This window comes from Erwinia sp. S38 (assembly GCF_016624545.1).
GTDB lineage: Bacteria > Pseudomonadota > Gammaproteobacteria > Enterobacterales > Enterobacteriaceae > Erwinia > Erwinia coffeiphila.
The window spans coordinates 458584-482224 of the sequence record NZ_JACVTS010000001.1; the positions used below are offsets into that span (position 1 = coordinate 458584).

General features: G+C 54.9%; 22 protein-coding genes. 13 read left to right on the forward strand and 9 right to left on the reverse strand.

What is annotated here, in order from left to right; all coding sequences use genetic code 11:
* Positions 1-13: 13 nt before the first annotated feature.
* Complete coding sequence (gene ygiD / locus IBT46_RS02030) at positions 14-799, forward strand: 4,5-DOPA dioxygenase extradiol (protein WP_200543525.1); 786 nt, start codon at positions 14-16, stop codon at positions 797-799.
* A gap of 57 nt (positions 800-856) precedes the next feature.
* On the opposite strand, the gene IBT46_RS02035 is transcribed toward ygiD, so the two are convergent.
* From IBT46_RS02035 to tolC, 3 genes are all read right to left on the reverse strand, one after another.
* On the reverse strand, positions 857-2017 hold the full coding sequence (locus tag IBT46_RS02035) for a glutathionylspermidine synthase family protein (protein ID WP_200543527.1): 1161 nt from the start codon (positions 2015-2017) through the stop codon (positions 857-859).
* A 6-nt stretch (positions 2018-2023) separates the two neighbouring features.
* A complete protein-coding gene (locus tag IBT46_RS02040) occupies positions 2024-2701 on the reverse strand; it encodes a DUF1190 family protein (protein WP_200543529.1) in 678 nt (225 codons plus the stop codon).
* A 178-nt stretch (positions 2702-2879) separates the two neighbouring features.
* Entirely contained in the window at positions 2880-4322 is a 1443-nt protein-coding gene (gene tolC, locus IBT46_RS02045; protein ID WP_200543537.1) for an outer membrane channel protein TolC, read from the reverse strand.
* 210 nt (positions 4323-4532) lie between these two features.
* On the opposite strand from tolC, the gene nudF reads away from it, so the two are divergent.
* The 6 genes from nudF (at position 4533) to IBT46_RS02075 (ending at position 9995) form a co-directional block, all read left to right on the forward strand.
* Positions 4533-5165: an ADP-ribose diphosphatase gene (gene nudF, locus IBT46_RS02050; RefSeq protein ID WP_200543539.1), complete on the forward strand. Its 633-nt coding sequence runs from the start codon at positions 4533-4535 to the stop codon at positions 5163-5165.
* A gap of 2 nt (positions 5166-5167) precedes the next feature.
* Positions 5168-5590, forward strand: a complete 423-nt coding sequence (locus IBT46_RS02055; protein WP_105592523.1) for a DUF1249 family protein — start codon at positions 5168-5170, stop codon at positions 5588-5590.
* A gap of 48 nt (positions 5591-5638) precedes the next feature.
* Positions 5639-6466 (forward strand): 3',5'-cyclic-AMP phosphodiesterase, encoded by an 828-nt coding sequence (gene cpdA / locus IBT46_RS02060; RefSeq protein ID WP_200543541.1) that lies wholly within the window; start codon positions 5639-5641, stop codon positions 6464-6466.
* Positions 6467-6469: 3 nt separating this feature from the next.
* On the forward strand, positions 6470-7054 hold the full coding sequence (gene yqiA, locus IBT46_RS02065; RefSeq protein ID WP_200543543.1) for an esterase YqiA: 585 nt from the start codon (positions 6470-6472) through the stop codon (positions 7052-7054).
* Positions 7055-7106: 52 nt separating this feature from the next.
* A complete protein-coding gene (gene parE, locus IBT46_RS02070) occupies positions 7107-9002 on the forward strand; it encodes a DNA topoisomerase IV subunit B (RefSeq protein ID WP_200543545.1) in 1896 nt (631 codons plus the stop codon).
* A 93-nt stretch (positions 9003-9095) separates the two neighbouring features.
* A complete protein-coding gene (locus IBT46_RS02075) occupies positions 9096-9995 on the forward strand; it encodes a LysR family transcriptional regulator (protein WP_200543547.1) in 900 nt (299 codons plus the stop codon).
* Between the two features lie 20 nt (positions 9996-10015).
* On the opposite strand, the gene IBT46_RS02080 is transcribed toward IBT46_RS02075, so the two are convergent.
* Together IBT46_RS02080 and IBT46_RS02085 are read right to left on the reverse strand one after the other, a co-directional pair.
* Positions 10016-10321: a putative quinol monooxygenase gene (locus IBT46_RS02080; protein ID WP_200543549.1), complete on the reverse strand. Its 306-nt coding sequence runs from the start codon at positions 10319-10321 to the stop codon at positions 10016-10018.
* Between the two features lie 39 nt (positions 10322-10360).
* On the reverse strand, positions 10361-10939 hold the full coding sequence (locus IBT46_RS02085) for an NAD(P)H-dependent oxidoreductase (RefSeq protein WP_200543550.1): 579 nt from the start codon (positions 10937-10939) through the stop codon (positions 10361-10363).
* Between the two features lie 375 nt (positions 10940-11314).
* Here IBT46_RS02085 and parC point away from each other — a divergent pair, with 375 nt between their 5' ends.
* The 3 genes from parC to ftsP all read left to right on the forward strand — a co-directional run bounded on the left by parC (position 11315) and on the right by ftsP (position 16015).
* The gene (gene parC, locus IBT46_RS02090) at positions 11315-13588 is read left to right on the forward strand and encodes a DNA topoisomerase IV subunit A (protein ID WP_200543551.1); all 2274 of its coding nucleotides are present in this window, start codon (positions 11315-11317) and stop codon (positions 13586-13588) included.
* 150 nt (positions 13589-13738) lie between these two features.
* The gene (locus tag IBT46_RS02095; RefSeq protein WP_200543553.1) at positions 13739-14476 is read left to right on the forward strand and encodes a 1-acylglycerol-3-phosphate O-acyltransferase; all 738 of its coding nucleotides are present in this window, start codon (positions 13739-13741) and stop codon (positions 14474-14476) included.
* Positions 14477-14599: 123 nt separating this feature from the next.
* Positions 14600-16015 (forward strand): cell division protein FtsP, encoded by a 1416-nt coding sequence (ftsP, locus tag IBT46_RS02100; protein ID WP_200543555.1) that lies wholly within the window; start codon positions 14600-14602, stop codon positions 16013-16015.
* A gap of 46 nt (positions 16016-16061) precedes the next feature.
* Here the strand turns inward: ftsP and dkgA are convergent, their stop codons facing one another.
* Positions 16062-16886 carry a 2,5-didehydrogluconate reductase DkgA gene (gene dkgA / locus IBT46_RS02105; RefSeq protein WP_200543557.1) on the reverse strand — a complete coding sequence of 275 codons (825 nt, stop codon included), beginning with the start codon at positions 16884-16886 and terminating at the stop codon, positions 16062-16064.
* An 86-nt stretch (positions 16887-16972) separates the two neighbouring features.
* Positions 16973-18130, reverse strand: a complete 1158-nt coding sequence (gene yqhD / locus IBT46_RS02110) for an alcohol dehydrogenase (RefSeq protein WP_200543559.1) — start codon at positions 18128-18130, stop codon at positions 16973-16975.
* A gap of 172 nt (positions 18131-18302) precedes the next feature.
* On the opposite strand from yqhD, the gene IBT46_RS02115 reads away from it, so the two are divergent.
* Positions 18303-19193 (forward strand): AraC family transcriptional regulator, encoded by an 891-nt coding sequence (locus IBT46_RS02115; RefSeq protein ID WP_200543561.1) that lies wholly within the window; start codon positions 18303-18305, stop codon positions 19191-19193.
* A gap of 12 nt (positions 19194-19205) precedes the next feature.
* On the opposite strand, the gene IBT46_RS02120 is transcribed toward IBT46_RS02115, so the two are convergent.
* Entirely contained in the window at positions 19206-19862 is a 657-nt protein-coding gene (locus IBT46_RS02120) for a DedA family protein (RefSeq protein ID WP_200543563.1), read from the reverse strand.
* A 120-nt stretch (positions 19863-19982) separates the two neighbouring features.
* The gene (gene metC / locus IBT46_RS02125; protein ID WP_200543565.1) at positions 19983-21173 is read right to left on the reverse strand and encodes a cystathionine beta-lyase; all 1191 of its coding nucleotides are present in this window, start codon (positions 21171-21173) and stop codon (positions 19983-19985) included.
* Between the two features lie 249 nt (positions 21174-21422).
* On the opposite strand from metC, the gene exbB reads away from it, so the two are divergent.
* Together exbB and exbD are read left to right on the forward strand one after the other, a co-directional pair.
* Positions 21423-22157, forward strand: coding sequence for a tol-pal system-associated acyl-CoA thioesterase (gene exbB, locus IBT46_RS02130; RefSeq protein ID WP_105592505.1), 735 nt, complete (start codon positions 21423-21425; stop codon positions 22155-22157).
* A gap of 5 nt (positions 22158-22162) precedes the next feature.
* On the forward strand, positions 22163-22585 hold the full coding sequence (gene exbD, locus IBT46_RS02135) for a TonB system transport protein ExbD (protein WP_200543567.1): 423 nt from the start codon (positions 22163-22165) through the stop codon (positions 22583-22585).
* The last annotated feature ends 1056 nt before the right edge of the window (positions 22586-23641 follow it).

Sequence of the window (23641 nt, forward strand, 5' to 3'; positions counted from 1 at the left end):
TCTGGAGTAAACCATGAGTCACCAACGTATGCCCGCGCTCTTCCTTGGCCACGGTAGCCCGATGAATGTGCTGGAAGAGAATATCTATACCGAAACCTGGCGCAAACTGGGTGAAACGCTAACGAAGCCAAAAGCGATTATTGCGGTTTCCGCGCACTGGTATACGCGCGGAACGGCGGTTACCGCAATGGAGAAACCACGTACCATTCATGATTTTGGTGGTTTCCCACAGGCCCTGTTTGACACGCGCTATCCTGCTCCTGGTTCCCCGGCGCTGGCCCGCCAGATTGCGGAAGTGCTGTCGCCGGTTGACGTTCAGCTCGATCAGGAGTGGGGCTTTGACCACGGCTCCTGGGGAGTGTTAATTAAGATGTACCCGGATGCCGATATTCCGGTTGTTCAGCTGAGCGTTGATGGCACAAAACCAGCAGCGTATCACTTTGAGCTGGGACGCAAACTGGCGCTACTGCGCGAGCAGGGCGTGATGATCGTTGCCAGCGGCAACGTAGTGCATAACCTGCGTATGGTTCGCTGGCAGGGAGAAGCACCAGCCTATCCGTGGGCCGAGTCGTTTAATCAGTACGTGCGCGATAATCTGGCATGGCAGGGTGACGATGCTCAGCATCCGCTGGTTAACTTTATGCAGCATGAAGGCGCGGCGCTGTCGAATCCAACGCCAGAGCACTATCTGCCGCTGCTTTACGTGCTGGGCGCCAGAGCACAGGATGAAGCGGTAACCGTGCCGGTGGATGGCATTGTGATGGGGTCGTTGAGTATGCTGTCCGTGCAGGTGGGTTAAACTGCCAGGATGACTTGCCGCTTTAATATCGGGCGAGGGGAACCTCGCCCGAAAAGATTACTCGATAAACGCGTGCGGATAGAAGCGTGACAGATCCTGGGTGATCAGTTCGCGATCTTCCCTCAGGCCAATTCCCGCTGGCTGATCGTCGATCAGCCAGGAACCGATCAGCGTATAGCTGTCGCCAAACTTCGGCAGCGGATGGAACTGCTGGACGATCATTCCCTCTTCGCCGTAAGGCCCGTCAACGCGGGCGATCTCTTTACCATTTTCCACGATGCGAATATTCGCGCCTTCACGGGAAAAAAGTGGCTTAACCACGTATTTATCCATATGCGGCACGTTATCTTCGGCAAAGTAAGCGGCAAGCAGATTCGGGTGATTAGGGAACATTTTCCATAACAGCGGCAGCATCGCTTTATTGGAAATGATGCTCTTCCATCCCGGCTCCAGCCAGCGCACACCGGCATCGGCAAGCTTAGTGGAGAACATCTCGCGCAGCATAAACTCCCAGGGATAGAGTTTAAACATGTTGCTTATCACCTGGTCATTTACATCGGTGAACTGGCCTTTTTCCCCCAGACCAATCTCGTCTATAAACAGGAATTCACTCGGTAAACCGGCCTCGGTCGCGCAGTCCTGCAAATACTGCACCGTGGCGCGATCTTCTTCAGTATCGCGGCAGCAGGAGAAGTGGAGCAGGCCAAAACCGTGTTTCTGATGCAGATCGGCAAAACGTTCGATCAGCTTTTCCTGCAGGCTGTTGAACTGATCGCTGCCTGCCGGAAGGTTCCCGGCGTTAAGCTGTTCTTCTAGCCAGACCCACTGGAAGAATGCGGCTTCATAAAGTGAGGTTGGCGTATCGGCGTTATTCTCCAGCAGCTTGGCAGGAGAGTGCCCGTCCCACGCAAGGTCTAAACGGGAGTAGAGCGATGGCTGGCCGCTTTTCCAGGATTCACGCACGAAATCCCAGGTGTGCTTAGGAATGCGAAACTTCTCCAGCAGCTCTTCGCTGCCGGTGACCAAATCCACCGCCTGTAAACACATCTGATGAATTTCGCTGGTGACATCTTCCAGCGTTTCAATCTGCTGCAGGGTAAACTGATAGTAGGCATCTTCACACCAGTAAGGCTCGCCGTACATGGTGTGAAAATTAAAACCATACTCAGTGGCTTTTGCTCGCCAGTCAGGACGCTCAGCAATAGCAATGCGTTTCATCCGGCGTTAGCCCCCTAAACTGCGGCTGGTGGTGCTGGAACGATTGCTGCCGGACGCACTGCTACGCTGCATAGTGGATTGTTTAGCAACGCTTTCACCAAAGCCACCGCGCGTTACCGTGCTGGTGGTTGCAGGTTTCGGCGCCATCGCTGTTTTCGGCACGTTCATCGTACGGCCTGATACGGCCGGGCCATAGCTCTTACCGGCGGCATCCACGAACTTACCGTTAGCCGGGCTGGCCGGGTTTTTTGAGCTAAACAGCGGCTGCTGCTGGCCCATGCCTCCGCTCATCATTCGACCCATCATGTAACCGGCCATCAGCGGCATCCAGAAACTGCCGCTGGACTGATTTTCCGCATTGGTGGTTACACCCGCCTGCGCCGGAGCCTGCTGACACTGACCTTCACCGAATTCGGCCACGCAGTCTTCACGGCTGGCATACTTCGGCGCGGTCTTAACGGCTTCTTCTTTCGCTTTATTAAATGCGACGGTGCACTGCTCTGATTTACCCGGATTGGCGCTGGAGCAGTCATCCGCATTCTGATACATCGAAACGCTTTCGTCCGTTTGCTCACAGCCCGCCAGCATAATGACTGCGGTCACCGCAAGGGCCACCGGCGTTAAATGACGTGCGCCCCAGCTTTTACGAAAAGAGGCGTGATTGATCTGTTTAGTCCGTTTCATGGCTTTCTGTCCTGTGCCCAAAGATAGCGCATAGGATAGGGGAACGGCGGTGAAAAATGAAGCGATGTGGCCGCAGGGGGCGGGGATCTTTACGTAGCTATACGTTTGATTGTGAAGGACAGCTTACAAATTGCATTGGAAAAGCAGAAGGGCAGCGCAGGCTGCCCTTCATAACAAATTATTGCCCGAACGGGTTACCGCTGGTTTTAGTCCCAGCGGAGGCTCTGGCAGGCTGACTTAAATCACGATCGGCGGCGGCATCCTGCTGTGGGGTTTCAGGCGCAACAGCATTCGGTGTCGTCGGGATATCTTTACCAAGATGATTATTCAGCGCGGTCAGGTCGTCCTCGTTGAGTGTACCCAGCGCGGACTTGATATTAAGCTGATTAATCATGTAGCTATAACGCGCATTAGCCAGCTGCTGCTTGGCGTTATACAGCGTTGTTGTCGCGTCCAGCACGTCAACGATGGTACGAGTACCGACCTGATAGCCGGCTTCCATGGCATCCAGGGAGCTCTGCGAAGAAACCACAGCCTGCTTATAGGCGTTGATGCTGCTGATAGACGCGTTCACGTTATTAAATGAAGAACGGACGGTCTGAACGGCGGTGCGGTGTGCGCTTTCTAACTGCTCACTGGAGGAAACAAACGCATACTGAGCCTGTTTGACCTGTGAGGTGACCGAGCCACCGCTGTAAAGAGGCAGGCTGAAGTTTAAGCCAACCTGGTTGCTGCCGCTGATATTATCAGTACCGGTAGAGCGATCGCCATGGTAGCGATTGTTGGACAGACCGGTTGAGGCGGTCAGGCCGACGGTAGGCATATGACCCGTTTCGGCTGAGCGAATCTGCTCACGAGCCAGATCCTGTGACAGACGTGCAGAGAGCAGGCTGAGGTTACGACTTTCGGCTTCTTTCAGCAGATCTTTCACCGGCTGTGGCTTATCCGTTTTGAAACGATCAACGTTAAGCGACGCGAGGCTTGGATAGTAATTCCCGGTAACCTGGCGCAGAGACTCTACGGCGTTATCGAGGTCGTTACGTGCGCTCACTTCGCTAGCCAGCACGCTGTCGTATTGTGAACGGGCGTTCTGCACGTCAGTGATAGCGACCAGCCCAACATTAAAACGCTGGGTGGTTTGATCTAACTGGCGGTAGATTGACTGCTTCTGCGCTTCGGTATACGAAAGTGTATCGATCGCATTCAGCACGTTGAAATAGGCTGTCGCCGTGTCCAGAATCAGCTTCTGCTGTGCGGTCTGGTAGGTGACATCCTGAATACCGGCGGTTTTTTCCTGCAGTGTCAGCGCACGCCATTTTGACATATCAAAAATGGTCTGGGTCAGCTGCAGCGATGCGCTTTTCGTATCGCTGTTTGAATCACGAGCATCGCGATAACCGTTAGTATAGGTATAGTCCGCTCCCAGCCCGAGCTGCGGTAACAGTGGGCTACGGGCTTCGTTAATTTTCTCAAATGCGGCATCGCGATCGGCCGCTGAGCTACGAAGATCAGGGTTGGATAAACGGGCCTGCTGATAGACCTGAAGCAGGTTTTCAGCCTGGCTGGCAACACTGAAGCCGCCCAGGCTCAGACCAATGAGTAAAGGGAGCAGTTTGTTCATTTGCATTCCTTGTAGAGCCGCAAAATTGCTATGGTAGCGCTGGCGTAGGCCAAAAAATTATCGCCGATTCTATCAGAGAGTGCCGATAAGGTAAGTTGGCTGAAAGTGCCATCTCGCTTTAATTTACGTAAAAAATTCATCAGAAACCATAAATCTGGCGGTATTACTATTGCGCTTATCGTCATCGCGATCACTTCAGGAGAGGTTCCTATGGCTATCTGTAACACATTCCCGGTAACGTTCACCAAAGACGATGTAGAAATTATCGCACGAGAGACGCTGTACCGCGGATTTTTTTCAGTGGAACGCTATCGCTTTCGCCACCGCTTGTTTAACGGGGAAATGAGTGGTGAAGTAAGCAGGGAAATTTTCGAGCGCGGCCACGCAGCAGTGCTGCTACCCTATGATCCGCTGCGCGACGAGGTCGTGCTGATCGAGCAAATACGCATTGCCTCCTGGGATACCAGCCCAACCCCGTGGAAGCTTGAGCTGGTCGCAGGAATGATTGAGGAAGGCGAAACCCCGGAAGAGGTTGCCAGACGTGAAGCCGTTGAAGAAGCCGGACTGATCGCCGGGCGAACCAAACCTATCAGCAATTACCTGTCCAGCGCGGGGGGCACGACCGAGCGATTGATAGTGTATGTTGGTGAAGTGGATGCCAGCGTGGCGAAGGGAAACCACGGACTGGAGGAAGAGAATGAGGATATTCTCGTCCATGTGGTGAGCCGTAGTCAGGCTTATCAATGGGTGGAAGAGGGGAAAATCGATAATGCAGCTGCGATCATTGCCTTACAATGGCTCGAGTTGCACTATAAACAACTAAGTAATGAGTGGAAGCCTTAACGATGAAGCGTTACGTTCCTGACTTTCCCGAAATGATGCGCGTGTGCGAAACTAACTTTGCACAACTGCGGCGCTTACTACCGCGTGACGACCAGGCCGGAGTGTCAGTGGCGTACCAGGTAAATGGTGCCAGCTATCAAATTACCATTTTGGAATCGACGCGTTACACCACGCTGGTGGAGATTAAGCAAACCGCCCCGGCCGTGAGCTACTGGAGTCTGCCTTCTATGTCGGTCAGGCTCTATCACGATGCGATGGTGGCGGAAGTGTGTTCAACACAGCAGATCTACCGATTTAAAGCACGCTATGATTATCCTAATAAAAAGCTGCATCAGCGTGATGAAAAACACCAGATTAACCAGTTTCTGGCGGAATGGCTGCGCTACTGTTTATCACATGGAGCGGTAGCCGTTCCGGTTTGTTGAACCCGCTGCAACACGTTAGCAAGAGAGCGGTAACCCTAAGGACTTTGATTGGATAGCTTGTTGAAACTTCCTGTGGCGAGTGGGTCCAGTATCAGGATTTTACAGATAACGGACACTCACCTTTTTGCAGGCAAACATGAAACGCTGCTGGGTGTGAATACCTGGGCCAGTTATGAAGCGGTGTTGGAAGCCATCGCGGCACAACGTCGGCATTATGACCTGATCGTCGCTACCGGCGATCTGGCTCAGGATCACACTACCGAAGCCTATCAGCATTTTGCTGAGGGTATCGCTCGTCTGCCTGCTCCTTGCGTCTGGCTGCCTGGCAACCATGACTTTCAGCCGACGATGTTCAGTACGTTGGCAAGCGCTAGCATAGCCGATGAAAAACACGTCCTGATCGGCGACTCTTGGCAGGTTGTGCTGTTGGATAGCCAGGTTTTTGGGGTGCCTCACGGCGAGCTGAGTGAGTATCAGCTTGAATGGCTGGATAAAACGCTGGCCAGGGAGCCGCATCGGCATACGCTGGTTTTGCTTCACCACCATCCCCTGCCTTCTGGCTGTACGTGGCTCGATCAGCACGGCCTGCGAAATCCACATATGCTGGATGCCGTGCTGCAGCGTTATCCGCTGGCGAAAACGCTACTCTGTGGCCATATTCATCAGGAGCTGGACCTTGAATGGCAGGGCCGGCGCGTGCTGGCTTCTCCTTCAACCTGCGTGCAATTCAAGCCGCACTGCACCAACTTTACCATTGACGCAGAATCTCCCGGCTGGCGCTGGCTCAATCTGTTCGATGACGGCCGCGTAGAAACTGAAGTCTGTAGGCTGACAACGCGAATTTTCAGCCCTGACCTGGATTCGGAAGGTTACTGATCGATGGCGACGCTGCTCTACCTTCACGGTTTTAACAGCTCACCCCGTTCGGCTAAAGCGACCGCGTTCGGTCGCTGGCTGGGGGAGCACCATCCGTCGATCAATTTGCTGGTTCCACAACTCCCTGCCTTTCCGGCTGAAGCGGCGGCACTGCTTGAAAATATCGTATTGCAGGCGTCAGGGGAGCCGCTGGGCATTATCGGTTCATCGCTTGGCGGATATTATGCAACCTGGCTTTCCCAGTGTTTTACGCTGCCTGCGGTAGTCGTAAATCCCGCCGTCAGGCCGTTTGAGCTGCTGGTGGATTTCCTTGGTGAAAATCAGAACCCCTACACCGGCCAGCAATATGTGTTAGAGTCGCGCCATATTTACGATCTAAAAGTGATGCAGATTGACCCGTTAGAGTCGCCGGATTTGATCTGGCTGCTGCAACAAACGGGTGATGAAGTGCTCGACTACCGTCAGGCCCTGGACTACTACAGTGCCTGTCGCCAGACGGTGGAAGAGGGCGGAAATCATGCTTTTATCGGATTCGAACGCCATTTCTCCGCTATGTTTGATTTCCTCGGGTTAGCCCGGCAAGAGTAAAATCAGACGGAGTTTGGGCAATCATTTTTAGCCACTAATTCAGATTGTTACCATGACTCAATCCAGCTATAACGCTGATTCCATTGAGGTTCTCAGCGGCCTTGAACCCGTGCGTCGTCGCCCGGGTATGTATACCGATACTGCGCGGCCTAACCATTTAGGTCAGGAAGTGATCGATAACAGCGTGGATGAAGCGCTGGCCGGCCACGCTAAGCGTGTGGAAGTGATTCTGCATGCCGATCAGTCGCTGGAAGTTATCGATGACGGGCGCGGCATGCCGGTGGATATCCATCCCGAAGAGGGCGTGCCGGCCGTTGAGCTGATTTTCTGCCGCCTGCATGCCGGTGGTAAATTCTCCAACAAAAACTACCAGTTCTCCGGCGGCCTTCACGGCGTGGGTATCTCGGTGGTGAATGCGCTGTCAAAACGCGTGGAAGTCACCGTGCGCCGTAACGGCGAAGTCTACGAAATGGCTTTTGAAAACGGTGACAAGGTGCAGGACCTGTCGGTGACGGGCACGGTAGGAAAACGCAATACCGGCACCCGCGTGCAGTTCTGGCCGGATGAATCCTTCTTCGACAGCCCGCGCTTTTCCGTTTCGCGCCTCAGCCACCTGCTGAAGGCCAAAGCCGTGCTCTGCCCTGGTGTTGAGATCGTCTTTAAAGACAAGGTAAACAACACTGAGCAAACCTGGTGCTATGCCGATGGCCTGACAGACTATCTGATGGAAGCGGTAAACGGATTGCCTGTATTACCGGAAAAGCCGTTTGTTGGCGCATTTTCCGGTGACGTTGAGGCTGTTGACTGGGCGCTATTGTGGCTTCCTGAAGGCGGCGAACTGCTCACCGAAAGCTACGTTAACCTGATCCCGACCATGCAGGGCGGCACGCACGTTAACGGTCTGCGGCAGGGGCTGCTGGACGCAATGCGCGAGTTTTGTGAATTCCGTAATATCCTGCCGCGCGGGGTTAAACTTTCGGCGGAGGATATCTGGGATCGATGCGCCTATGTACTGTCGGTAAAAATGCAGGACCCACAGTTCGCCGGCCAGACAAAAGAGCGTCTGTCATCGCGCCAGTGCGCCGCTTTTGTTTCCGGCGTAGTGAAAGATGCCTTCAGCCTGTGGCTTAACAATAACGTGCAGACGGCAGAGCTGCTGGCCGAGCTGGCCATTTCCAGCGCTCAGCGCCGCATGCGTGCCGCTAAAAAAGTGGTGCGTAAAAAGCTGACCAGCGGCCCGGCGCTGCCGGGTAAACTGGCTGACTGTAGCGCACAGGATCTCAACCGCACTGAACTTTTCCTGGTGGAAGGGGATTCAGCGGGCGGATCGGCCAAGCAGGCGCGCGATCGTGAGTATCAGGCGATCATGCCGCTGAAAGGTAAGATCCTGAATACCTGGGAAGTCTCCTCGGATGAGGTTCTGGCTTCGCAGGAAGTGCATGATATTTCTGTCGCTATCGGAATCGATCCGGACAGTGAAGATCTTAGCCAGCTGCGCTACGGTAAGATCTGTATCCTCGCCGATGCCGACTCCGACGGACTGCATATCGCCACGCTGCTGTGTGCGCTGTTTGTTCGCCACTTCCGCACGCTGGTGCAAAATGGTCACGTTTACGTCGCCATGCCGCCTCTCTATCGTATCGATCTGGGTAAAGAGGTTTACTACGCGCTGGATGAGGAAGAGAAGGCCGGTATTCTTGAACAGCTGAAGCGTAAGAAAGGCAAACCGGGCGTGCAGCGCTTTAAAGGTCTGGGTGAAATGAACCCACTGCAGCTGCGCGAAACCACGCTCGATCCCAATACCCGCCGCCTGGTGCAGCTAACGGTCGATGAAACCGATGTGGATCAGACGCTGGCGGTGATGGATATGCTGCTGGCGAAGAAGCGCTCGGAAGATCGTCGTAACTGGCTGCAGGAAAAAGGCGATACTGCCGAAATCGAAGTATAAAACTCCGGAGCGGATCGTCATTTACGATCCGCTTCTGCTCATCCATAATCTGCAAAGAAACCTCATTCTCCTCTTCTCCCAAAGGCCGGCCCATTGAAAATTACCCTTGAAGAACTGCGTGCGTGGGTGGTCGTGGTTGACTGTGGCTCGATTACCGCTGCTGCCGAGCAGCTAGATCAAACCACTTCCGGTATCAGCCGCGCGTTGAGTCGTCTGGAGAGCAAGCTGCAAACCACGCTGTTGCATCGAACGACCCGCCGCATTGCCCTGACCGAAGAGGGGCAGATTTTCCTGCAGCATGCCCGGCAAATTATCGCCTCCGTAGAGGCCGCCGAAGAACAGATCGCGCAGCGTCGGGAAATTCCGTCAGGAAGACTCCGGGTGAATGCGGCTTCCCCGTTTATGCTGCACGTCATTGTGCCGCTTATTGACGGGTTTATTCAGCGCTATCCATTGATTGAGCTGGAGCTGAATACCGATGACGTGGTGATTGATTTGCTCGAACAGCAAACCGACATTGCGATTCGTATTGGTGAGCTGCGGGATTCGACCATGCACGCACGCATGTTGGGCAGCAGCAAACTGCGGCTTATGGCCAGTCCGGCATATCTGGCAAAGCACGGTACGCCCCAGAGCGTGGCCGACCTGGCGCATCATCGGCTGTTGGGGTTTAGCCAGCTGGAACAGCATAATATCTGGCCTGTTCGCCAGGCCGACGGCGAGCTGCTGCAGATTAAACCTGGCGTAGGGGCATCCAGCGGTGAAACGCTGCTGCATCTGGCGCTGCATGGGCAGGGGATCGTGCGTGTTTCCGATTTTCTCTGCCGGGAGGCGACTGCCAGCGGCCAGCTTGTGCCGGTACTGGCGGCAGAAACCTGCGAAATGCGCCACCCGATCAATGCGGTTTATTATCGCAACAGTACGCTGGCCGCGCGGATCAGCTGTTTTCTGGACTACCTCAGCGAACAGCTTGCCAGCAAAAATTTGCTGTAAGCCGCCCGCCAATGACCTTCTTACGCGGGTTCCAACACGAAGATCTTCACGTCGACCACATCATCTTTGATGATCGCGCGGTGGGTTTCCATATGATCCGCCTGTTGATGCTGCTCCAGATGACGCAGCGACTCCCAGTGTTCCACCATAAAAATTGAGTCCGGTGAGTGCTGCTTCCACGGCACCTGCGCTTTATGATCGATCAGTGCCTGATAGCTGCCGCATCCTTCCTCCTCCAGTACCAGCGGAATCAGCCGCTCGATAGCTTCAAGTATGGCGGCACGACGGCCCGGTTTGATACAAATTTCAGCCACAACAGTTAACATAGCGCTCCTCGGATCGATGAATCGAATTAACAGACTAAGTTAAGCAAAAATTGTACTCAGATGAGTCCGATAACGGGAGATATCTCCTGCGATATCAGGCTGTTTTATCACATCATTACAGATAAAGGTTGGTAATCCTTCCATACCCAGGAACTGGTTAGCTTTATGGAAGTGCAGATAAACGCCGTCCACGCCAACGCCTTCAAAGAACTGTTCCGGGTCGGTAAAGGCCTGCAATGGCGCATTCCACGTCAGAGACAGCATATACTTTTTCCCCTGCAGCAGACCGCCGGAACCGTATTTTTTTGCCGCGTCTGAGCGCGTACGGCCGTCGCTGGCGTACAGCTTGCCGTGTCCTTCGGTGAACACTTCATCAATGTATTTTTTCAGCGTCCACGGCTCACCCATCCACCAACCCGGCATCTGGTAAATGATAGTGTCGGCAGCGAGGTATTTTTCAATCTCGTCGGCAACGACGTATCCGTCATCCACTACCGTGACGTCAACATGATGTCCCGCATCGCGCAGCCAGTTGGCGGCGATACCGGTCAGAGTATGGTTCAGTTCACCCTTAGAGTGCGCGAAGGTTTTACCGGCATCGATAATTAAAATATGCATGACTTAATCCTGATTCTGTGAATTTGATGCAAGTCTACAGCAGCATATTGGGGCGTAAAACGTGGTATGGATCACAACACTTTTGCCTGACAGGCAACAATACGGGAATCATGTCTCATTTCCCCTGTAGATTCTTTTCGATAACAGGTTTTCAGTGTTTTAAATTATCAAAATTGCTAATTTTTAATGCGATCCCTTGCTGTACTCTCTATTGAACCCTGTGACATGCCCTAACCGGATAAGGTACTATCCTCGCCAAACTTACCGCGATGTGGGGCGGAGTTGCCTGACTGAGAACGGCAAGATATCAACCTGTTGATGGTTTCCGTTCGATGTTGTCAGGCCGGAGCACCGCAATGTGAGGAAAAGAGAACAATGAGCGATCTGATGCAGGATGGTGCCGAGCGCCTTGCGCTGCACAAGTTTACAGAAAATGCGTACCTTAATTACTCCATGTACGTGATCATGGACCGCGCACTTCCCTATATTGGCGACGGCCTCAAGCCGGTACAGCGCCGTATTGTTTACGCGATGTCTGAGCTGGGACTGAGTAATAGCGCGAAATTTAAAAAGTCAGCCCGTACCGTGGGTGACGTTCTGGGTAAATATCATCCTCACGGCGACAGCGCCTGCTATGAAGCGATGGTGCTGATGGCGCAGCCGTTCTCCTATCGTTACCCGCTGGTCGATGGTCAGGGCAACTGGGGAGCGCCGGACGACCCGAAATCCTTCGCGGCGATGCGCTATACGGAGTCTCGCCTGTCAAAGTATGCCGAAGTGCTGCTGGGCGAGCTGGGGCAGGGAACGGTCGATTACATTCCGAACTTTGACGGCACCATGCAGGAGCCGAAGATGCTGCCTGCGCGGCTACCTAATATCCTGCTGAACGGCACCACCGGTATTGCAGTCGGCATGGCAACGGATATCCCACCGCACAACCTGCGTGAAGTGGCCAAGGCGGCGATCGCGCTGATCGACAGCCCGAAAACTACGCTGGATGAGCTGTTGGATATCGTCCAGGGGCCGGATTATCCTACCGAAGCCGAAATCATCACGCCGCGCAGTGAGATCCGCAAAATTTACCAAAGCGGCCGTGGTTCGGTTCGCATGCGTGCAGTGTGGAAAAAAGAGGATGGCGACGTGGTGATCACCGCGCTGCCGCACCAGGTTTCCGGGGCACGCGTGCTGGAGCAGATCGCCGCCCAGATGCGTAATAAAAAGCTGCCGATGGTGGAGGATCTGCGTGATGAGTCGGACCATGAGAACCCGACTCGCCTGGTGATCGTGCCGCGCTCCAATCGTGTCGATCTGGAACAGGTGATGAACCATCTGTTTGCCACCACCGATCTGGAACGCAGCTACCGTATCAATCTTAATATGATTGGCCTGGATAACCGCCCGGCGGTGAAAAACCTGCTGGAGATCCTCAGCGAGTGGCTGGTCTATCGCCGTGATACCGTTCGTCGTCGCCTGAACTATCGTCTTGAGAAAGTCCTGAAGCGCCTGCATATCCTTGCCGGTTTACTGGTGGCTTTCCTGAATATTGACGAAGTGATCCATATCATTCGCAGTGAAGATGAGCCGAAGCCGGTACTGATGTCACGTTTCGACATTTCAGAAACCCAGGCTGAAGCCATTCTGGAACTGAAACTGCGCCATCTCGCCAAGCTGGAAGAGATGAAAATTCGCGGTGAGCAGGATGAGCTGGAAAAGGAGCGCGATCACCTGCAGGGTATTCTGGCGTCTGAACGTAAAATGAATACGCTGCTGAAAAAAGAGCTTCAGGCCGATAGCGATACCTACGGGGACGACCGCCGTTCTCCGCTGCGCGAGCGTGAAGAGGCGAAAGCCATCAGCGAGCACGAACTGGTGCCTTCCGAGCCGGTGACCATTGTTCTGTCGCAAATGGGTTGGGTGCGTAGCGCCAAAGGGCACGACATCGATCCGGCGGGCCTCAGCTATAAAGCCGGGGACAGCTATCGTGCGGCGGCACGCGGTAAGAGCAACCAGCCGGTCGTCTTTATCGACTCCACCGGGCGCAGCTATGCGCTCGATCCTGTCACGTTGCCGTCGGCGCGCGGGCAGGGCGAGCCGCTCACCGGTAAGCTGACGCCGCCGCCGGGGGCGATAGTTGAACAGGTGCTGATGGAGGCCGATGAGCAGCGGTTGCTGATGGCATCGGACGCAGGTTACGGATTTGTCTGCACCTTCAGCGATCTGGTTTCCCGCAACCGTGCCGGTAAAGCGCTGCTCAGTCTGCCGGAAAATGCCAAAGTCATGACGCCGCTGGCTATTCATGGTGATGACGATCTGCTGCTGGCGATTACCGCTGCCGGACGTATGCTGATGTTCCCGGTTGGCGACCTGCCGCAGCTCTCCAAAGGGAAGGGCAACAAGATTATCTCTATTCCGGCGGCTCAGGCGGCATCGGGTGAAGATAAGTTGGCCTGGCTACTGTTGCTGACGCCGCAAAGTGCCATTACTCTGTACGTCGGCAAGCGTAAGCTGACGCTGAAAGCGGAAGATTTACAGAAGTTCCGTGCAGAACGTGGGCGTCGTGGCACTCAGCTGCCGCGCGGACTACAGCGTATCGATCGTGTTGATGTTGATGGTCCGTCACGTCCTGTCGTAGATGACAGCGAGGAGTAATTCTCCTGTGCCGATTGCAGGCTGGGGGCGTCAAGGTCTTCAGCCTGTCGAAATCATCAAATAAAAAACAGTTAAGCCACTTTTAGTCAGCGTATGATGCCGAAATCATTCGGTCAGCATACGTTGTCGGCATGCAATAACGAGGTTGTGATGCTCTCTATTTTACGTATCATTGTGGTTATTATTTATTCGATACTGGTTTGTGTTTTTGGCTGTATTTATTGCCTGTTCAGTCCGCGAAACCCGAAGCATGTTTCTACCTTTGGCCGCCTTTTCGGCCGGCTGGCTCCGGTGTTTGGTTTAAAGGTTGAATTGCGCCGCCCCGAAGGCCATGAAAATTTCCCCAACGCGATCTATATCTGTAATCACCAGAACAACTACGACATGATTACCGCGGCGAATATCGTTGAGCCATCAACCGTTACCGTTGGCAAAAAAAGCCTGCTGTGGGTTCCTTTCTTCGGTCTGCTCTACTGGCTGACAGGTAATTTGCTGATCGACCGTGATAATCGTGCCAAAGCGCACGGCACCATTGGTGAACTGGTTAACGAGTTTCAGAAGAAGAAAATCTCATTCTGGATGTTTCCGGAAGGCACGCGTAGCCGCGGCCGTGGGTTGCTGCCGTTCAAAACCGGTGCGTTTCATGCTGCCGTTGCTGCCGGTGTACCGATTATTCCGGTCGTGGTTTCCAACACGCATGACAAAATCAAACTCAACAGGTTGAAAAATGGCCTTGCTATCGTTGAAATGATGCCGCCCGTCGATACTAAATCATTTGAAAATCAGTCTGTTCGTAAGCTGGCAACCCACTGCCGCGAGCTGATGTCGGCAAAACTTGATGAGTTAAATGCTGAAGTCGCTGCACGCGAAGCATCAGGTAAGCTATAAATTATCGGAGTGAGCGTGGCGTCACGCTCACTGTAGTTGTTCATGCGGCAGCACAGCCCGCGCACAATGATAACAATGGATTTCGGCCGCCCTGTTGGCCGTTTTTGGCTTACGGAGTCGGGTATGTCCCTTAGTCGTCGTCAGTTCTTTAAGGCCTCAGGCATTGCCCTTTGCGCTTCCTCGTTACCCTTCAGCGCGCGTGCGGCAGGACCGGGCACGCCACTGCCGGTTCCGCCGCTGATTGAGTCTCGCCGTGGGCAGCCGCTGTTTCTGACGATGCAGCGTAGCCACTGGTCTTTTGACGGCAGCAGCAAGGCGCAGGTGTGGGGGTTTAACGGTCTCTATCTGGGGCCAACGGTACGCGTATGGAGCGGTGACGACGTCAAACTGATCTACAGCAACCGGCTAAATGAACCGGTAGCGATGACCGTCAGCGGACTTCAGGTACCCGGTGCGCTGATGGGGGGAGCTGCCCGCATGATGTCACCGGGCGTTGACTGGTCACCGGTCATTCCCATTCGTCAGGCTGCTGCAACCTGCTGGTATCATGCCAATACGCCGAATCGCATGGCCCCGCATGTGTATAACGGGCTGGCGGGAATGTGGCTGGTGGAGGATGAGGTTAGTAAGTCCTTACCTATTCCCAAACACTATGGCGTGGACGACTTCCCACTCATTATTCAGGACAAACGACTCGATAACTTCGGCTCGCCGGAATATGACCCGCCCGGCGAAGGTGGCTTTATTGGTGATACGCTGCTGGTTAACGGCGTGCAGAATCCGTTCCTTGAAGTTTCACGCGGCTGGGTGCGTTTGCGTTTGCTGAATGCCTCCAATGCTCGCCGCTATCAATTACGTATGAGCGATGCCCGCCCCTTCAATGTCATTGCCAGCGATCAGGGGTTTTTGCCTGCGCCGGTTGTGGTTGAACAACTGTCACTGGCACCCGGTGAGCGCCGTGAAGTTCTGATTGATATGACCCAGGGGGATGAAGTTTCGATTACCGCAGGTGAAGCAGCAGGTTTTGTCGATCGGCTGCGTGGCATCTTCGAACCCTCCAGCATTTTGATCTCCACACTGATACTGACCCTGCGGCCTACGGGGCTGTTACCGTTAGTAACCGATAACTTACCAATGCGTATTCTGGCGGACCAAATCATTCCCGGCACCGTCAGCCGCACCCGTGAATTCCGCCTGGGTGACTCCACGCCGGGTATTAACGGTGCGCTCTGGGATATGAAGCGAATTGACACTCAGGCGCAGCAGGGCAGTTTTGAGCGCTGGATGATTCATTCAGATATACCGCAGGCGTTTCATATTCAGGGCGTAATGTTTCTGATTAAAAGCGTCAATGGTGCGCAGACCATGGCTGAAGATCGCGGCTGGAAGGATACAGTTTGGATAGACGGCGATGTGGAACTGCTGGTGTCATTTACTCAGTCATCTTCCGAGCACTTCCCGTTTGTTTATTACAGCCAGATGCTGGAAATGGCCGATCGCGGCACAGCGGGGCAGATGCTGGTCAACCCTGTGTTGTAGATCCTGGACGAATTGCCCGCTGTTGAGGCGGGCAATTCGTGGCGGATTAATTGAAGCTTTCCGGGTCCGGGCCCAGGCGATTATTACGATCGAGCGACGTAATTTCACTGACTTCCGTTTTCTCCAGGCGGAAATCAAAAACTTCAAAATTCTCTTTAATACGCGATGGCGTCACGGATTTTGGAATCACCACCAGTCCGCTATCCAGATGCCAGCGGATAACGATCTGAGCCGGGGTTTTACCGTACTTCTGCGCCAGCCGTTTGATAATCTCCTGATCGAAAACGCCTTCACCGCCCTGTGCCAGCGGGCTCCATGATTCCGTCTGAATATGATGCATCGCGTTCCATGCGTGTAGAGTGCGCTGTTGCAGCATCGGATGCAGCTCCACCTGATTGATGACCGGGCTGACGCCGGTTTCATCCAGCAATCGCTTAAGATGCGGTTCGTTAAAGTTGCATACGCCGATACTTTTGGTCAGCCCCTGCTGCTGGAGCTTGATCATGGCCTGCCATGCCGCAACAAACGTGTCTTTTTCCGGGCACGGCCAGTGCATCAGATAGAGGTCGACCGTATCCAGCTGCAGTTTTTTCAGGCTGGCTTCCAGCGCCTTTTCGGCATTCAGCTGGTCGTCATTCCACAGTTTGGTGGTGATGAAGATATCGTCCCGCGCCACGTCGGTTTCGCGCAGCGCCTGGCCAATACCCTCTTCATTCTTGTAAATTGCCGCGGTATCAATCGAACGATAACCGACGTCCAGCGCCGTCACTGCCGCGCTTCGCGCTTCATCCACGCTGGCCTGCCAGACGCCCAGCCCAAGCTGCGGCATCATGTTGCCATCGTGCAGTTTAATGATTGGTTGATCTGCCATGTTCGCTCCTTTTCTGCGGAAAAACCGGTGCAGTGGCACCGATTGATGGAATTAAGTCTAGTTGATAAGCAGAGGATTCGTGGGGACTAGCGTGCGTCCAGATAGATCTGGCGGCTGATATCCAGCGTAATGTCCTGCCGTTCACCCAGCGCGGTAAGTCCTTTTTCTGCCAGTTTTTCCAGCAGGGCGGGGATCGATGACCCGTCGAGCTGATAATCGGACATCCGGGTAGCGATACCCATCCGCTCGAAGAATTCGCGTGTGGCGGTAATCGCGCCATCAATGCGTTCCGCCTCGCTGCCGTCAGTGATTCCCCAGACGCGCTCCGCATACTGCAGCAGTTTTTCCCGCTTGGTATCGCGTTTGATATTCAGCAGCGACGGCAGCACGATAGCCAGCGTCTGTGCGTGGTCAATGCCGTGTAGCGCGGTCAGCTCGTGTCCGAGCATATGCGTTGACCAGTCCTGCGGTACTCCGGCACCGATCAGGCCGTTCAGCGCCATGGTGGCGCTCCACATCACGTTAGCGCGAACGTCATAATTTTCCGGCTCCGCCAGCGCACGTGGGCCTTCTTCAATCAGCGTCAGCAGCAGGCCTTCGGCAAACCGGTCCTGTACGCGGGCGTCAACCGGGAAAGTAAGGTACTGCTCAACGGTGTGCACAAAGGCATCCACAACGCCGTTGGCGATCTGGCGCGGCGGCAGGCTGTAGGTGTAAACCGGGTCCAGCACCGCGAAAAGCGGGAACAGGTGGTTGCTGCGAAACGCCCGCTTATCGTGCGTGGCGCGGCGGTTAATTACCGCACTGCGATTTGATTCGGAGCCCGTCGCGGGCAGTGTCAGCACCGACCCGACAGGCAGCGCCTGTTCAATTTCAGCGCCGCCGGTTTCCAGAATATGCCACGGGTCCTGCGGATACAGCGCCGCAGCGGCGATAAACTTGGTGCCGTCCAGTACCGAGCCGCCACCCACCGCCAGCAGGAAGGTGATCTTATCCCGTTTAACGATCTCCACCGCTTTCATCAGCGTCGAGAAGTCCGGGTTAGGTTCGATACCGCCAAATTCCTGCAGATCAAAGCCCTGTAACGCGCTATAGACCTGATCCATGACGCCATTTTTCTTGACGCTGCCGCCGCCGAACAGGATCAGCACTTTGCTGTTGGCAGGAATGGAGGTGGCCAGCTGGGCGATTTGTCCCTGGCCAAACAGGATGCGGGTGGGCGTATGCAGTACGAAATTGTTCATCGCGATAATCCTGGAAGTATGACGTTTATCAGATGAATCATTGTGCGCAGCAGGTGAACATTGCTCAATGCACATTTCTGCCGGAATCTTGCCTGATTCTCCAAACCACTGGAGAAATGACGGGCGTCAGGCGATGATGCTGACGTAAAACTTTCAGCAGCGGGAAGAGTGAATGAACAGAAGCGCGACGTGTGAACGGCTGGCCAGTCAGGTTATCGGCCTGGTGACGCAGAATAAGGGAATATCGTCGGTTCCCGGCATCAGCCTGATTTACGCTGACAAACATGTGTCGCGCACTCCGGTGATGTATCAGCCGGCGATTGTGATCCTGTTTCAGGGGCAGAAGACCGGCTACCTGGGTAACAGCGTGTTTAGCTACGATGCCAATAAATACCTGATGCTGACCGTACCGCTGCCGTTTGAATGTGAGACGTTCGCCACCCCGGAGGCGCCGCTGGCCGGCATGATGCTGCGGGTCGATCCGTTGAAGCTACAGGATCTGCTGATGGATATTGGGGATGACGATGCCTTCCATCCTGAACCGAAAACCTGCGGTATTCATTCGGCGCTACTGACGGAGGAGATGCTCTGCGCCACGGAGCGCCTGCTGGACATGATGGATAACCCGCGCGATGCCCGCGTACTGGGGCCGCAGCTGGTGCGGGAGATCCTCTATTACGTCCTGCAGGGGCCGTGCGGTGGCGCGCTGCTGGCGCTGGTGAGTCGGCAGACGCAGTTCAGCCAGATTGCCCGCGCGCTGCGGCGTATCGAACATCATTTTACCGACAATCTGAGCGTTGACCTGCTGGCGGCCGAGGCCAACATGAGCGTTTCGGCGTTTCATCATAACTTCAAGGCGGTGACCAGCACCTCGCCGTTGCAGTATCTGAAAAGCTACCGCCTGCATCAGGCGCGTATGATGATGCTGCAGGAGGGAATGAAGGCCAGCGTGGCGGCGATGAAAGTGGGATATGAAAGCGCCTCGCAGTTTTCGCGCGAGTTCAAACGCTACTTTGGCGTAACGCCAGGGGAAGAGATGACGCGGATGCGGCAGCCGGGGTAAAACCGGCCCGGATTAGCGGGCCTTTTTACGCCTCAGAACCAGCACAACGCTACCGGTTAGTCCGGCGCAAAGCAGCACCAGCGGCAGGATCATCAGGATCGCCATGACCTGATCTTCATGACGTTTGATAAACGGCACCTGGCTGATGCCATAGCCGATCGTCACCAGAATCGTTACCCACAGCAGCCCGCTGAGCCAGTTAAACAGCTGGAAACGGCCATTTTTCAGCCCGGAAATGCCGGCCATTGTAGGCAGAATGGTTCGCACAAAGGCGAGGAAGCGCCCAACCAGCAGCGCCAGCAGCCCGTGGCGGTTGAACAGGCTCCACGCCCGCTGGTGATACTGCGCGGGGAGGTGCAGCAGCCAGCCCTTAACCAGCCGGGTATTGCCCAGCCAGCGGCCCTGCAGATAGCTCAGCCAGCAGCCAATGCTGGCGGCGGCGGTCAGGATGATCATCGTGGGAACAAACGCCATGACGCCTTTGGCCACCATGGCACCGGCCAGCAGCAGCAGGCTGTCGCCGGGGAGAAATGAAGCCGGAAGCAAACCATTTTCAAGCAGCAACGTGATAAACATAATCCCGTAAACAACCCAAATCACATCCGGATTGGCCAGCGCGGTAAAGTCCTGATGCCAGAGCGCCTGAACAATCTCGTGTAAAACACCCATTCGTTATCCCGTTAACTACATCTATAGCTATATCCCTATAGTACTCGCAAATCGTGTCGGATATCTTGATCAAAGGCGCGAACAGCGCGCCTTATTGATAATTTGTTGAAGCACAGGCGATTATTGGCTAAGTCTGTCGAAGCCCGCGCGAAGATCCTCGATCAGATCGTCCACGTGTTCCAGGCCGATATGTACCCGAACCAGCGTGCCGCTAAAATCAACGCCGCCCGCGGGGCGGATAGCCGCCAGCTCTTCAGGCTGATTGGCAAGGATCAGCGACTCGTAGCCGCCCCAGGAGTAGGCCATGCTGAAGTGGCTGAAGTTATCCAGGTAATGCGCCAGGCGTTCACTGCTCAGGCGTTCTTTCAGCACAAAGGAGAAAAGACCGCTGCAGCCGCTGAAATCTCGCTTCCAGAATTCATGGCCCTTGCACTGCGGCAGCGCCGGATGATTCACCCGCTCAACTTCGTCACGTTCTGCCAGCCACTGTGCAACCTGAATGCTGCTCTCCTGATGCTGACGCAGGCGCACGGCCAGCGTGCGCAGCCCGCGGCTGGTGACATAGGCGGTATCGGCATCGACCATCTGGCCCATCAGATAGGAGTTTTCGCGCAGCTGCGCCCAGCAGCGTTGATTGGCTACGGCAGTCCCGATCATCGCATCCGAATGGCCAACCAGATACTTGGTCGCGGCCTGGATGGAGATATCCACGCCAAAATCCAGCGCACGGAACAGGATACCGGCGCCCCAGGTGTTATCGACCATAATAACGGCATCGGGCGCTTTGCTGCGAACCGCCGCCACGATTGACGGAATATCCTGCACTTCCATGGTGATTGACGCCGGTGATTCAAGGAACACCACGCGGGTGTTGGGCTGCACTAACTCGGCGATTTCAGATCCGATGCAGTGATCGAACCAGGTGGTGCTGACATTCAGCTTGCTGAGGATTTTGGTGCAAAAATCCTGAGTCGGCTCATAAACGCTGCCGCTCATCAGCACGTTATCACCAGCGTTTACAAACGCCAGAATGGCGTTAGCGACGGCGGCGGCACCGCACGGATACAGCACGCAGCCCGCACCGCCTTCCAGTTCGGTCATCGCATCCTGCAGCGAAAAATGGGTGAGGGTACCCCGGCGGCCATAAAACAGTTCGCCGTTGGCGCGCCCTGCGGTGGCACGTTTTTTATCGGCTACGGTGTCAAAAACCAGAGAAGAGGCGCGCTGGATCACGCTGTTCACCGATCCCTGGGTGTATCGTTTGCTGCGTCCGGCGGCCACCAGGGCCGTTTCGATTTTTTTGCTGGTCATTAAAACGATCTCTTTATTCAGTTATGTTTTTTACGTTAACACGGCTACCTCTCCTGAGGTATTCAGCCTGCGGGTAAGTGATAAAATTTCACTGTGAGCGCCATCACATCCTTAAATGAGAAAAAAATTGTTCAAAAAATGTCTTATAGGGTGTAAATAGTAATGAGAACTACTATCAATTCCTAACGGGTTTGGTATGATCTGGCCTGAATTTTTTCGCTATCAGCAATTAGATGTTGGAGACACAGCGTGACAAATGATTTGATGCAGATGGACCTTTCCGTCTGGGGCATGTACCAGCATGCAGACATCGTGGTTAAAGCCGTAATGATTGGACTGTTGTTGGCATCCGTTGTCACCTGGGCCATCTTCTTTAGCAAAACAATCGAATTGAGTTCCGCTCGCCGACGTCTGAAGCGTGAGCAGCAGCAGCTGGCAACCGTACGTTCGCTGGATGAAGCTGCAAAAACCAGCGCCGGTTTCACCGGTCAGAGCCTCAGCGCATTGCTGATTAAAGAAGCTGAAAACGAGCTGGAGCTTTCCGCTGGCACCGACGATAACAACGGAATCAAAGAGCGTACCGGTTTCCGCCTTGAGCGCCGCGTAGCTGCCTTCAGCCGCCACGCCGGTCGCGGCAACGGCTACCTCGCCACTATCGGTGCGATTGCGCCATTCGTGGGTCTGTTCGGTACTGTATGGGGCATCATGAACAGCTTCATCGGGATTGCAAAAACCCAGACCACTAACCTGGCCGTTGTGGCTCCGGGCATCGCGGAAGCGCTGCTGGCAACGGCGATTGGCCTGGTTGCCGCAATTCCTGCGGTTGTTATCTACAACGTCTTTGCCCGTATGATTGCCAGCTATAAAGCGTCTCTGGGCGATGTGGCTGCACAGGTTCTGCTGTTGCAAAGCCGCGATCTTGACCTTGCCGCCAGCGAAGGTTCTCACCGCGTTCAGTCGGCGCAGAAACTGCGGGTAGGTTAAGCGTTATGGCAATGCGATTAAACGAAGATCTCGATAGCAACGGTGAAATGCACGAAATCAACGTGACGCCGTTTATCGACGTGATGTTGGTGCTGCTGATTATCTTTATGGTCGCCGCGCCGCTTGCCACCGTTGACGTTCGCGTCAATCTGCCCGCTTCAACCAGTACGCCGCAGCCGCGCCCGGAAAAACCGGTTTATCTGTCGATTAAGGCTGATAATCAGCTGTTTATCGGTAACGATGCGGTATCGGAAGAGACGCTGGTGGATGCGTTGGTTAAGCAGACCGAAGGCAAGAAAGATACGACTATCTTCTTCCAGGCCGATAAGTCAGTGAGTTATGAAACGCTGATGAGCGTGATGGATAAGCTGCGTCAGGCGGGTTATCTGAAGATTGGCCTGATGGGCATGGAAACCGCGTCGAAATAACCGGGTTGCGGTTGCCGATTTAAGGGCTACCGTTTCAGGTGATGTTTCTCCGGTTTAAAATAAAGCCGCTGTCTTTTAGATAGCGGTTTTTTTATGCATGTGGCTGGTGGGTTTGGTTTTTGGGGAGCGGCCTCTGCGGTGTTCGGGCGGTCCTCGCGCCACGCGTTGCGTGGTGCCTTCGGCTCCGGCTGCGGGTCTTGCGGATCGGCCCGGAGCGGGCGTCCTGCCCGCGCCAGGCCTGAGCCCAGCATCCCTGCTGGTCTCTCCGGCCCCGCCGCCTGCGCCTCAGCGCTGCGGATTGCCCGACCGCCGCAGAGGCCGCTCCCCCGCATAAACTGTGCTCGCTTATTACTAGCTTTCACTCCCGGCATCGGCTCCGACTCCTGCCCGCGCCAGGCCTGAGCCCAGCATCTATGCTGGTAATTCAGCCTCGCGACCAGCGCCTCTGAGCTGTGGGTTGCCCTAACGCCGCAGAGGCCGCTCTCCCCGCATTCACCGTGCTCGCTTATTACTAGCTTTCATTCCTGGTATTGGCTCGACTCCTGCCCGCGCCAGGCCTGAGCCCAGTATCCATGCTGGTCTCTACGGCCCCGACGCCTGTGCCTCAGCGCTGCGGGCTTGCCGCAGAGGCCAATCATGCGATCGGTTTTACCCGCCTTACAGCCTTCTGTTTCTTTATCCCAGTGACAAAGCAATGTTGGGCAGGCCATGACAGCTGTTGTGATTAAGAACTTCCTAAAGGCAACGCGAACATAGCAAAGCAGACGGGCTGTCTCCGCTCACCCGGCAATCCGCAGCGCTGAACGAAGAGAGGAAGCCCGGATTCGGCCGCATGGACGCGGACGAAAGGCACAGCCGCGCAGGACGCGCGTCTGTGCCGGTCCGTGAGGCTGACGAGCGGAGTGATGGCACCGCGAAGCGGCGCGAGGACCGCCGGGTGAGCGGAGACAGCCCGTAGGCGGGATCGCCGAACTGCCAGCCGACGCCAGTGACCTAAAGCTAAACCGGAGCCTGTAATTTAAATTGTGTAATTGCCTGTTTTTGATATGTTCATAA